This window comes from Neisseria sp. Ec49-e6-T10 (assembly GCF_051132615.1).
Taxonomy (GTDB): Bacteria; Pseudomonadota; Gammaproteobacteria; order Burkholderiales; family Neisseriaceae.
This window is the reverse complement of record NZ_CP152375.1, coordinates 2,630,583-2,643,134: the sequence shown is the minus strand read 5'-3', so window position 1 is coordinate 2,643,134 and position 12,552 is coordinate 2,630,583. Positions and strand designations below refer to the sequence as shown.

Below are 12,552 nucleotides of genomic sequence, written 5' to 3'. Positions count from 1 at the left end.
TTTTTATTTCCAAATGTTAAACTGGTTAATCGAATCATTTATATTCAATGTTTGTTGTGGATGTTCCTGACGTAAATCTTTAATCGTAATCAATTGATCTTTAACTTCATTCTCACCTAAAATCACGGCAAAACGCGCACCTGATTCATCTGCTTTTCGTAACTGAGTTTTAAAACTGGTTGTACTGGCATGTTGTATGACATTAAAGCCTGCGGCACGTAACTGCTGTGCAGTTTGTAATGCATAAAGAGGCGCACCTTCACCTTGCTGAATAATATAAATATCAGGAGGTGTAATATAGTCTGTTAAACCGCCCTTTTGTTCCAGCAATAATAAAATTCTCTCTATACCCATTGCAAAACCAGCAGCAGGTGTTGGTTTTCCACCAAGCTCTTCTATTAAACCATCATAACGACCACCAGCACAAATGGTCCCTTGTGCACCAAGATCCGTTGTAACCCATTCAAACACACTTAAATTATAATAATCTAAACCACGTACTAGCCGATGATTCTCAATATACGGGATTCCTAAACCATCAAGCATAGATAAAAATGTTTGATAATGTGCTAAAGAATCTTCTTGTAGATACTCTCTTAGTTTAGGAGCATTTTCTGCCATTTCCTGCAAAGCAGGGTTTTTTGTATCCAATACTCTTAATGGATTTGTATAGAGGCGACGTTTGGCATCTTCATCTAAGATATCTTGATGTTGTTCTAAGTAAGTAATTAGTGCGGCTCTATGAGCCTGTCTTTCTTCTTTTTGCCCTAAGGTATTCACTTGCAGTGAAACGCAATCAGCCAACCCTAAGCGACACCACAAATCATATGACATAGCAATCAATTCTGCATCAACATCTGGGCCTTTGAAGCCAAGTGCTTCTGCACCTACCTGATGAAATTGCCTATAACGCCCCTTTTGAGTATTCTCATGACGAAACATCGGGCCAATATACCATAAACGCTGGGGGTTATTATAAAGTAGGTTATGCTCTAAAACAGCTCGTACACAAGATGCTGTCCCTTCAGGGCGTAAAGAGAGGGAATCCCCATTCAAGCTATCGATAAAAGTATACATTTCTTTTTCAACGATATCTGTAGCATCCCCAATAGAACGCACAAATAAACCTGTATTCTCTAATACAGGTGTACGTATATTTCGATAACCAAAACTTTGACTCCACTTACGAATAACTTGCTCAAAAGCCATCCAAAAATCACTCTGCTCTATTGCATTATTCGCTTCTGGCAAGATATCTTTCATGCCTTTAATGGCTTGTATTTTTTTATGTGTACTCATCGCTTTCAATTCATTTCACTTGAAAAATAGGAATATTTTTACTTGTCTTAAGTTCAACGGGTTGCCCTGAACCAAAGCGCTTCATAATATAATCATTGAGCAAATCAAAAAATTCTTGAGCCATATTATCTCCCTTAAGGGTTATGGCTCTTTGCCCATCAATATAAACAGGTGCAACAGGAACTTCACCTGTTCCTGGCAAACTAATGCCTATATCGGCCAATTTACTCTCTCCAGGTCCATTCACAACACATCCCATTACAGCCACATTCAATTTTTCCACACCGGGATATTGGGTGCGCCAAATTGGCATTTGTGTCCTCAGATATGTTTGGATGTCCTGTGCTAACTCCTGAAATACAGTACTGGTTGTTCTACCACATCCAGGACATGCTGTCACCAAAGGCACAAAATTACGAAAACCCATTGTTTGTAAAAGCTCTTGAGCCACAACAACCTCTTGTGTTCGAGAGGAGCCTGGCTCTGGTGTAAGAGAAATACGTATAGTGTCACCAATACCTTCTTGCAATATTACGGCCAGTGCAGCGCTCGAAGCCACAATACCTTTTGACCCCATTCCCGCCTCTGTTAACCCTAAATGCAAAGGATATTGACAACGATTAGCTAAATTTCGATAAACTGTAATCAAATCTTGTACATGGCTTACTTTGCAGGACAAAATAATTTTATCTGCACTTAGCCCTAAATCCTGAGCTTTTTGTGCAGAATCTAAAGCAGAGACAATCAATGCCTCTTTCATAACATCTTCTGCACTTAATGGGAAACCAGCAATTTTGTTTTCATCCATTAATTTTTTTGCTAAAGATTGATCCAAACTCCCCCAATTCACCCCGATGCGAACAACTTTCTGATATTTGATGGCTTGTTCAATCATAAAGGCAAATTTTTCATCACCTTTTACACCTTTGCCAACATTCCCAGGGTTAATACGGTATTTAGCTAAAGCTTGTGCACATTCAGGATAATCTCGCAATAATCGGTCCCCATTAAAATGAAAATCACCCACTAATGGAACAGAATATCCTTGTTGGTCTAATTTTTGACGAATGGTACCAACTGCCGCCGCCGCTTCTGGCGTGTTGACTGTAATGCGTACTAATTCAGAACCTGCATCGGATAGCTCTTTTATTTGTGCAACTGTAGCTAAAATATCGGCTGTATCGGTATTAGTCATTGATTGAACCACAATTGGAAAATCTGATCCAACCATAACTTGATCAATCGCTACCTGATATGTTTGACGGCGTAAAGGGAAAATATTACTCATTATGGTTTTCTGGCACAGTAAATTCAGCAGTTTTATTGTGAATATATTTTTCAATATCAATAGTTGTACCGTTATAAAGAACGGTTGCTTTTTTAGCAAAACCAATACGTATACTAAAGGGTGCACCCGCATTAGGAAAAGCATGTTCACTTTTAGCAGGAACAATTTTGTCAATTAATGTATTTCCCTGTGCATCTACAACTTTTAAGAGTGAACGATAAGGAACCGTAATGACTAATTGTTGATTATTATCGGTCACACTTGCATTTTGTGCATCGGAAACAATCATTGGTGCTTGAATATTGACACCACTTGACTCTGAACTTAAATGATCAGGCTCTATTAACTCACCAACTTTGACATCTGTTTGATCATCAAACTTAGTTGTTTGATCACTTCCATTTCCTTTTGTTAAAAAGAAAACCAGCAGTCCAACCACACATAATCCGAAAAGACCTATAATAATAAATCCTATAGGTGATTTTTGAGTTGATACGTTACGACTATGTGTATTTGAGTCTACTGTTTGTCCCTGAACGGTATTATTATCAACAGGTAAAGGTAAAAATTTATCCAAATCCGCAATAATTTCTGCATCATTCATTTTTAAAATTCTGGCATATGAACGGACAAAACCACGGGCAAAAACAATACCAGGTAAGCTTTCATAATCATCGCGCTCTAAAGCATCAATTTGTCTCACCGAAAGCTTCAAACGCTCAGCAATTTCACCTATAGACAAATTCGCAGCTTCCCTCGCCTGCTTAATTTTTGTCCCCAACGATAATTGAGGTGCTGCATCCTGTTCCTGCACTTTTTCCACAGAGTCTTCTGGAGGAGTTAACGCGTCATTCATCATTATTTTCCTGATAGCATATCCTGTAACTCTTGAGAAGTCGGATATTGTTGACGTAATTGGTCACCATATCGAGCAACCCAATCATATTTATTATTCAAACGTCCAATTTTTACACCTAGTAGTAAATCATCTGGCCCTAGACCTGGTGCTTGATTAACATACTGCTGAAAATACACCTCTGCTAATGAACCATTATTATGATTTAAATTCAATTTAGCCAACTCTTTTAAAGAAAAATAAAAACCAGGTGCTTGTCTGATAGAAGTTAAAAGCGCACTATTGGCTTCCTCATAATGACCAAGACGCCCCAAACAAATTCCTTTGTTCATCCATACAATATAATGCCCCCCGTAAGTCATATCTCCCAATGCTTTATCAAAATAACCAATTGATTTGTCTACCTGATTATTTTCACACAAATACCAGCCGTAATTATTATTAACCTCGCCCGAACCAGCAGATATAGACAACGCTCTGCGGAAACTCTCTTCTACTTGAGCAGGCATTTTTATGTATTGATAAATTTGTGCTCTGATTAGCCAAGCATTTAAAAAGTGAGAATCTGCACGAACAGCTTCATTAATAGAACTAATAGCGTTTCTTGTATCTCCCATTTTTAAGAACTCAACAGCCAAGTTGGTTTTTATTCGTGCTAAATTTTCAGATTTACTCATCTGAGCATAAATTAAATTTGAACTTAAAAAACACATAGAATAAAAAAGAATGAAACCTATTTTACGCACAACTGTCTCCCTTTTGGGCTATTTGTATCCATTTTTCTTGGCGCTTAGTTTTATCACTTACTTGCCCAGCTAACTGCCCACAAGCCGCATCAATATCATCGCCTCTGGTTTTGCGCACCGTAACTACTAAGCCAGCATTTTGTAAGATATCACGAAATGCTCGAATACGCTCAGAATTTGAACGCTCATACCCTGAAGAAGGAAATGGATTAAAAGGTATTAAATTAAATTTACACGGAACCTCTTTTACCAGTTCAACGAGTTGCCTTGCATGAGTAACTTCATCATTTACTTGATGCAACATAACATATTCAAAGGTTACAAAATCCCTCGGTGCTTTTACCAAATAACGTTGGCAAGCTGCCATTAGCTCTTTTAGAGGGTATTTTTTATTTAAAGGGATAATATTATCCCGAATGGTATCATTTGAAGCATGCAAAGAGACTGCTAAAGCAACAGGACAATCTTCTTTTAATCGATCCATTTGAGGCACCATACCAGAAGTAGATACAGTTACTCTACGACGCGATAAACCATAACCATTATCATCCAACATAATATTTAATGCAGACAATACATTTTCATAGTTTGCTAACGGTTCCCCCATCCCCATCATCACCACATTAGAAATGACTCGTTCATTTTTGGGCGTCACACCTAATGCTTTATTTGCCCACCATAACTGCCCAATGATTTCTGCTGTCGTTAAATTACGGTTAAACCCTTGCCGCCCAGTAGAACAAAATGTACATTCCAAAGCACACCCTACTTGAGAGGAAATACAGAGTGTTCCTCTATCTGTTTCAGGAATAAAAACCGTCTCAATACCATTTCCTGTGCCAACATTGAGCAACCACTTATGCGTACCATCCTGAGAAATTTTTTCTAACAATAATTCAGGTACAGTAATTTGCGCATGTTGTGTCAGCTTTGCACGCAATGATTTGGCCAAATCAGTCATTTGTGCAAAATCATTAACACCCATTTGGTGCATCCATTTTAAAACTTGTTTGGCACGAAAGGGCTTCTCTTCTATAGAAGAGAAGTATTTCGTTAACTGAACCAAATCAAAATCTAGTAAATTTATTCGCATTACATTTCAATAATTAATTATTTTTGCACTAACTCAGTTTGCGCAAAAAAGAAAGCTATTTCTATTGCTGCATTTTCTAAACTATCTGAACCATGAACAGCATTGGCTTCTATTGAAGCGGCGAAATCTGCTCGAATCGTGCCTATTGCCGCTTCTTTAGGGTTTGTTGCCCCCATAAGCTCACGATTTTTCAAAACAGCATTCTCACCTTTTAACACTTGTATCATGACAGGCCCACTACTCATAAACTCAACTAAATCTTTGAAAAAAGGACGGTCTTTATGAACTGCATAGAAACCTTCAGCTTCTTGTTTAGATAAGTGTTTCATTTTTGCGGCAATAACAGTTAAGCCATTAGACTCAAACCGATCATAAATTTTACCAATAACATTTTTTGCCACTGCATCAGGTTTAATAATAGATAAGGTATACTCAACAGCCATTTATACAAACTCCATCACAATTTTCTTTAAACTCATTATTCTAACAAGAATTGCTTTAAAACCCTAGTATTTTGTTCATTTAAAAAGAAAATTAATCAATCAGGCTTAAGTTTTAAATGGGGTAAATCCAAATACTGCTCTGATTGCATTTCAGTTAAACGGCTAGCAGTCCTAAAAAATTCTTGCGAAAAATCACCTTGAATATAAACTTCATCCACATTGACAGCACTACTGGCTATCAATTTAACCCTATAATCATAGAACACATCAACAAGCCAAGTGAAACGACGAGCCTCATTACGCTCTGTTGCTGTTAATTGGACAATGTTCGATAAAAACACGGTATCGTATCGCTCAGCTAAATAAAGATAATCTGCCTGAGAACGAGGCCCAAGACATAAATCTTTAAAATCAAACCAAATCGTTTGCCCTGCCTCCCCCAAAAAATGTACTGGTCTATCTAAAATCACCATTTGGCCTGGTCTTGGTATTTGACCTTGCGTTATTGATTCAAAAAGCTGATGCATTTTTTCATGGCTATTTGCATCATTTGGAATAAAAAATACGCCCGCATTAACCAGTGTTCTATGGCGATGATCTTGCCCACCATCCATTTGAATAACATCGAGTTTCTCTTCTAACAATTTAATGGTCGGTATAAATTGGTCTCGCTTTAAACCACCAGGATAAAGATCCTTTGGTGCATAGTTCGATGTTGCAATCAACACAACACCATATTTAAATAACCCATCCAATAAACGCCCTAAAATCATGGCATCTGCAATATCACTCACGTGAAATTCATCAAAACACAGTACTCTTGTTTCTTTGGCAATATTCTTTGCCACAATATCCAATGGGTTTTCCTGATGTTTTAATGTTTTTAAGCGCTCATGAACCTCTGCCATAAATGCATGAAAATGAACTCTTCTTTTCCTTTTATAAGGTAAGGTAGCAAAAAAGGTATCCATTAAAAAACTTTTACCCCTACCCACACCGCCCCATAAAAACAATCCCTTTGGTAATGCTGGTTGAAAAAAATTTTTGCCTAAAATACGTTTTCTTTTCGTTTTGAAATACACAAGATTTTGCCATAGCTCATCTAAAATTCTAATGGCATTTTGTTGTGCATCATCTTGAATAAATTGTGGCCGCTCACTGGCTAACTGATACCAACTCAAAGGGCTATGCCCTTCATATGGAGGGGGAACAAATGTTTGTTGCGATGTGTTTTGCGTCATACAAATTCCTAAAACAATCTTTATTTATTTTTTTGATTTTGACTCTTTACTTCTAAAAACCCAAGGTGCAGTAGGATATTTTTCCTGCCATAAGCCTATTTTTAATCTTTCGGCCTGTTCTTGTGCTCGCTCATAACGAAGATAACTTTCCTGATTTTGTTTGTCTTTTGCATATTGCTGATAATGCCAAGCCAACCCTTCTTGGATCATGGTTAAATTTATATCTTCTGATTCCGACCAAACCCTAGCCAGTGTGCGTCCATAACGATCTTGCCCAAATGTTTCTAACTGAACCTCTTTACCATAAAGCTTATGATTCAGAAACTGTTTGCTCTTTTGTCCAAAAGCCTGTTTTTGTTCTGGCGCATCAATATAAGCCATTCTTACTTTGATTTTTTGTTGTTCTTGGGTCAATACAGTCACAGTGTCGCCATCGATCACAAAAACGACCTTAACAATATTTCCACTAGGCTCAATACCACGACACTGCACCAGAAAAAAAAGACTAAATAAACAAACAAAAAATACAAAAAAATGACTTAGATAGTATGGGTATTTTTGCATCAGCGCATTATTTCCCTCGATTTTTTTGCCACAATACATCGCTCACTTTGGCTTGCTTATTTAAAACTCGAGCTAAAATAAACAAAACATCGGACAACCGATTTAGATATTGTAAAGGTAAAGCCAGAACCTCTAATTCCTGTGTTGCAACAACTCGTCTTTCTGCACGGCGACAAATGGCACGGGATAAATGGCAATATGCGGCAGCCTGACAACCACCTGGTAAAATAAACTCTTTTAATGGTTCAATTTGCTCATGTAGTTGGCCTACCCACTCTTCCAGTTGTTCAATCGTTTTTGAGCTAATAGGCTCATATCCAGGAACGGCTAATTGTGAGCCCACATCAAATAAATCATGCTGAATTTCACTCAATTTTTCAACAATCCCAGAATCAGGAACAGATAAAATTAACATGCCTATACTCGCATTAAGTTCATCGATATCACCCATAGCCTCAACACGTGCGGCAGTTTTACTGACACGAGAACCATCTCCCAAACCAGTTGTACCTTTATCACCAGTTTTGGTAATAATTTTTGATAACCGATACCCCATAATTTATATCCTTTCATCATTTGTGATCATTATAACCACTTTAAATCTATTTTAAACCATTAGGAAAATAATTTTTCATTTAAAATCCTTTAAAAATAAGCATTTTACTTAATTTTTGGTATTTATGATAAACTTTTGTCGTTAATAGGAGTCCTAAAATTTAAGATTTGCACACGGTTTTTTTATTATACAACCCTAACCCTTTTGTTTTTTGATAACAAACCAAACTACTTTGAAGAAATGAGATCTTAATTATGAAAAAATATAATTTATTTGCTTTAATTGCCCTTACCTTCACTTCTGTTGCTTTTGCAGCACCTACTGTACAAGACTGTACAAATGAAATTCTGGCACAAAAAGCGGCCAACACATCTGGGCAAAGCATTACGACAACCCAGGCAAAAAGTTATTGTGAATGTACCATTCCTAAATTAAACAAATTGCTTGCAGGTAAAGATGACCTTACAGACACTGAAATTCAGCAACATCAAAAAACCATAGAAAATGTACTGAACAGCTGTGCTAAAAGCACAGGTTTAGAAGCATCTCCTATAACCCAAGCAAAATAAAAAATGACGTACATAATGAAAAAAGAAGATCTTTTTAGGTCTTCTTTTTTCATCTTGAATAAATATTTAATCAAAAATAATCTGCTTACTCTTTTATCAACAGGGTGAATCAGTTATATTAACCCCAATATTCTTACTCAATGTTTTTGACTCTATAAAGTAATCAAAATATGGCAAACTCAAACTTAAAAGAACTCAAATCATTTGGCCAACAAATTTGGCTTGACAGCCTATCTCGCTCTTTAATTGAGAGGGGCACTTTAGCACAATACTTAGATTTGGGTGTCAGTGGTGTCACCTCAAACCCAACTATTTTTTATCAATCCATTCATAATGATACTTTATATAAAGATGATGTACATTGGCTAAAAAAACAAAATCTAAGTGCCAAAGAGCGGTATGAACACTTGGCCATTGCGGATATTATCCAAGCGTGCGATTTACTTTTACCTATTTATGAACAAAGTGGTGCAAATGCTGGCTTTGTCAGTTTAGAAGTGAGCCCTAAATTATCCCATGATCCAGAAGGAACTGTTTTAGAAGCGAAGAGATTATGGCAAAAAATCAATCGTCCCAATGCCATGATTAAAGTTCCCGCTACAGCAGCAGGTATCATAGCCATTACTGAGCTTATTTCTTTGGGGATTAATGTTAATGTAACCTTGCTTTTTTCACGCAAACAAACATTGGCGGTTTATCATGCTTATTGTACTGGCTTAAAAATTCGTCAGGAAAATGGTGGTAAAATCAATACGATCAAACTGGTCGCCAGTTTCTTTTTATCACGAATTGATCATGCTTTAGATCAACAATTACCTATTCATATTCAAGGTAGAACTGCCATTTCTTTGGCCAAAGTAGCTTATCAGGACTGGATGGCTTTTTGTAGCCAGCCTGTATTTGCACAACTAAATAGCCTTGGTGCGCAAATGCCTTCTTTGCTTTGGGCATCAACTACCACAAAAAATCCTAACTATTCTGATGTTATGTACCTGGACAATCTAATTGGCAATCATACAGTCAATACTGTTCCAGAAAAAACCTTACAAGCGTTTTTAGATCATGGAACAGCTAAAATATCATTAATTGAAGGCATCCCTGATGCATATCAAATTCTGGACGAAGTACAAAAACTAGGAATTGATTTAGAACAATTGGCAGAACAATTACAAAAAGATGGATTAGAACAATTTAATACTGCCTTTAAACAATTACTGGAATTGCTAAGATAAACATCAATATGACGGACATTTTTTTTGACAGCAAAATTGAAGCACAAATTGCACATGCTAAAACAACTATTCAAGATAACTTACAAACAGATAAACGCTTTATAGAAGTTCAGCAAGGAATTGTAAACTATTTACGAGATGATAAAAATATAGCCTTTTGTGAAGAACACAATGGCAAAATGTATCACTTCTTTCAAGATGAGCGCTACCCTAAAGGGGTATATAGAGTCTCTTTAGCCCCTTCATACAGGGCAGGTATACCTGATTGGCAAATTTTATTTTCAGTGGCTGATTTTGATGCAATTTTAGCAGAAGATGTGTATTTAACGGGTGTTAACCATTATACACTTAACCCAAGTAAGGTATTATTGAGCTTAAGCCCAAATGGGCAAGATGGTGCATTTACTCTTGAATTTGATTTATCAACAGGTAAAATTGTCGAAAATGGCTTTCATTTTCCTTTAGGGAAAAGCCAAATTTCATGGAAAGATGAAGACAGCGTATGGGTTTGCCCTGCATGGGATCAAAGACAAGTAACTGATGCGGGCTATGCTTCTGAAGTATGGTTATTATACCGAGGGCAAAATTTTGAAGAGGCTACGCCAATCTTTAAAACAGCGCAAACCAATACCATGGTTGATGCTTGGCGTTATTTAGATGCACAAGGTAGCCCTATTGATTTAATTGAAGAATCTCTAAATTTTTTTCATAAAAAATACCATCTCATCACAGATGAGGCACAAATAATCCCCTTAATTTTGCCTGAACATTGTGAAATTGTTGGTTTTTTATATGGCCAATTGATCATTCATACTCATGGTATTTGGCAACGAAACAAGCAAACCTATCTATCAGGCAGTTTATTAGCCGTTTGCCTTCACAAAGGTGTATTAGGCAACGCACATTTACTATTTGAACCAACACAAACTCAAGCAATAGAATGTATTGAAACGACCCGTCATTTCATTATATTGCATTTTCTTGCTCAAGTTAAAAGCCAGCTAAAAGCATGGCATTGGTCTGATCATATATGGCACGAACATCCCCTACCTTCTTTACCACAGGGCACATTAGAAATTATTGATCAGCCTTGGGGAGGTAATTTGCTGTATCTTGCCTATAATGATTTTCTGACCCCTATCACATTATTCGCACTTGATCTAAACCATAACGAAATCAGCATTATTAGAAAAGCACCTAAAGCCTTTGATGCATCTTCTTTTAAAACAGAGCAATATTTTGCCCAAAGTAAAGATGGGACAAGTATTCCTTACTTTTGGATCGGAAGTACAGCCACGCCTCAAACACCCACATTAATTTATGTTTATGGTGGATTTAACATGCCAGAATTGCCAAATTACCTAGGTATATTTGGTCAATACTGGTTACAAAAAGGAGGCTCTTTTGTTGTTGCCAATGTACGAGGTGGTGGTGAATATGGGCCAGATTGGCATCAAGCTGCACAAAAAACAAATAAATTCAAAAGCATTGATGACTTATTAGCTGTTGTTGACCATCTGGTTGACACAAAAAAAAGTACTCCTGAAAAAATAGCTTTACAAGGAGGCAGTAATGGCGGCTTACTTGTTGCCAGCGCATTCGTTCGCTCACCAGAAAAAATGGCTGCCGTTGTATGTGAAAATCCTTTAACGGATATGCTGCATTACCATAAACTTGCAGCAGGAATGAGTTGGATTGCCGAATATGGGGATCCAAACAACCCAGAAGAATACGAAGCTTTAGCTGAGCTATCCCCCCTGCATCAATTACAATCAGGTATTCAATATCCCCCTATTTTACTGACCACCAGTTTATCTGATGACCGTGTTCACCCATCTCATGCAATCTCTTTTTATTGCGCATTAAAAGAACTAGGACAACAAGCTTTATTGTATATAGGCGAAAATGGTGGTCATACAGGTAATCAAACTCAAGAAGAGACCGCTTATGAGTCAGCAATCATTTTTATTTTTTTATATCAAAGCCTTAATATGCTTTAAAAAAGCTGAATTCAGATCATTCAGCTTTTTCATGGTTTTTATTTAAAATTTGACTTTATGTAAACCACATTCTCTGCCTTGAGGGCCTTTTGTGGGATCATAATAATCCAACTCATTTGGTAAATGATGCTTTGTAAGATAATCCCGCATATCTTGCTCTGTCCAATCTAATATTGGAGACACTTTAATTAAATTGTCTCCTGCTTCTGTGGCAACCTCTAAACCTTGCCTCAAAGCAGACTGTTCTTTCCTCAAGGCAGTAAACCAAATATGGGGATTTAATGTTGCCAGTGCTCGATTAAAGGGTTCTATTTTTAAAAACTGGGTAAATTCATCATGTTCTGGCGTATCTAATTCAGGAAGTCCACCATAGCGTATATTTAAATAAGCACTGGTACGACTAGGGGCAAAAATATGTACATTTAATTTTAATTGTTCAATTAATTGATTGGCAAATCGATAAGTTGCATTACTGGAAAACCCATTATCTACCCATACTACGTCAATATCAGGTTTAAGCTTTGTCACCATATGTAACAGTACCGCTTCATAAGGACCAAAATGTGTGCTAATCATGCTTTTACCCTGACCAATACCCCATTCAATAATTTGCTCCGGTGTTTTTCCTTGTAAATCTTGATTTAGTGATACTAAATTCATTACGC

The 12,552-nt window shown here is 36.9% G+C and carries 13 protein-coding genes; 3 read left to right on the top strand and 10 right to left on the bottom strand.

Translation table 11 applies throughout. From position 1 onward, the window contains the following. Positions 1 to 3 precede the first annotated feature (3 nt). The 9 genes from hisS to AADH04_RS13235 form a co-directional block, all read right to left on the bottom strand. Positions 4 to 1,299, bottom strand: coding sequence for a histidine--tRNA ligase (gene hisS / locus AADH04_RS13275; protein WP_434777753.1), 1,296 nt, complete (start codon positions 1,297 to 1,299; stop codon positions 4 to 6). Positions 1,300 to 1,309: 10 nt separating this feature from the next. Beyond that, entirely contained in the window at positions 1,310 to 2,587 is a 1,278-nt protein-coding gene (gene ispG / locus AADH04_RS13270) for a flavodoxin-dependent (E)-4-hydroxy-3-methylbut-2-enyl-diphosphate synthase (RefSeq protein WP_434777752.1), read from the bottom strand. Beyond that, the gene (locus tag AADH04_RS13265; protein WP_434777751.1) at positions 2,580 to 3,446 is read right to left on the bottom strand and encodes a RodZ domain-containing protein; all 867 of its coding nucleotides are present in this window, start codon (positions 3,444 to 3,446) and stop codon (positions 2,580 to 2,582) included. Before AADH04_RS13265 ends, ispG begins: the two co-directional genes overlap by 8 nt. Further along, entirely contained in the window at positions 3,446 to 4,120 is a 675-nt protein-coding gene (gene pilW / locus AADH04_RS13260; protein WP_434777750.1) for a type IV pilus biogenesis/stability protein PilW, read from the bottom strand. Before pilW ends, AADH04_RS13265 begins: the two co-directional genes overlap by 1 nt. A gap of 61 nt (positions 4,121 to 4,181) precedes the next feature. Continuing rightward, complete coding sequence (gene rlmN, locus AADH04_RS13255; protein ID WP_434777749.1) at positions 4,182 to 5,282, bottom strand: 23S rRNA (adenine(2503)-C(2))-methyltransferase RlmN; 1,101 nt, start codon at positions 5,280 to 5,282, stop codon at positions 4,182 to 4,184. 17 nt (positions 5,283 to 5,299) lie between these two features. Then, on the bottom strand, positions 5,300 to 5,725 hold the full coding sequence (gene ndk, locus AADH04_RS13250) for a nucleoside-diphosphate kinase (RefSeq protein WP_434777748.1): 426 nt from the start codon (positions 5,723 to 5,725) through the stop codon (positions 5,300 to 5,302). Between the two features lie 95 nt (positions 5,726 to 5,820). After that, the gene (gene zapE, locus AADH04_RS13245; protein WP_434777747.1) at positions 5,821 to 6,966 is read right to left on the bottom strand and encodes a cell division protein ZapE; all 1,146 of its coding nucleotides are present in this window, start codon (positions 6,964 to 6,966) and stop codon (positions 5,821 to 5,823) included. Between the two features lie 24 nt (positions 6,967 to 6,990). Next, the gene (locus AADH04_RS13240) at positions 6,991 to 7,530 is read right to left on the bottom strand and encodes a thermonuclease family protein (protein WP_434777746.1); all 540 of its coding nucleotides are present in this window, start codon (positions 7,528 to 7,530) and stop codon (positions 6,991 to 6,993) included. Between the two features lie 7 nt (positions 7,531 to 7,537). Continuing rightward, positions 7,538 to 8,086, bottom strand: coding sequence for a cob(I)yrinic acid a,c-diamide adenosyltransferase (locus AADH04_RS13235; RefSeq protein WP_434777745.1), 549 nt, complete (start codon positions 8,084 to 8,086; stop codon positions 7,538 to 7,540). A gap of 254 nt (positions 8,087 to 8,340) precedes the next feature. Here AADH04_RS13235 and AADH04_RS13230 point away from each other — a divergent pair, with 254 nt between their 5' ends. From AADH04_RS13230 to AADH04_RS13220, 3 genes are all read left to right on the top strand, one after another. Further along, positions 8,341 to 8,655: a hypothetical protein gene (locus AADH04_RS13230; protein WP_434777744.1), complete on the top strand. Its 315-nt coding sequence runs from the start codon at positions 8,341 to 8,343 to the stop codon at positions 8,653 to 8,655. Positions 8,656 to 8,825: 170 nt separating this feature from the next. Beyond that, positions 8,826 to 9,887, top strand: a complete 1,062-nt coding sequence (gene tal, locus AADH04_RS13225; protein WP_434777743.1) for a transaldolase — start codon at positions 8,826 to 8,828, stop codon at positions 9,885 to 9,887. A gap of 8 nt (positions 9,888 to 9,895) precedes the next feature. Beyond that, positions 9,896 to 11,887: a prolyl oligopeptidase family serine peptidase gene (locus AADH04_RS13220; RefSeq protein WP_434777742.1), complete on the top strand. Its 1,992-nt coding sequence runs from the start codon at positions 9,896 to 9,898 to the stop codon at positions 11,885 to 11,887. A 42-nt stretch (positions 11,888 to 11,929) separates the two neighbouring features. Here the strand turns inward: AADH04_RS13220 and AADH04_RS13215 are convergent, their stop codons facing one another. Next, positions 11,930 to 12,547, bottom strand: a complete 618-nt coding sequence (locus AADH04_RS13215; RefSeq protein WP_434777741.1) for a phosphoadenosine phosphosulfate reductase family protein — start codon at positions 12,545 to 12,547, stop codon at positions 11,930 to 11,932. Positions 12,548 to 12,552 lie beyond the last annotated feature (5 nt).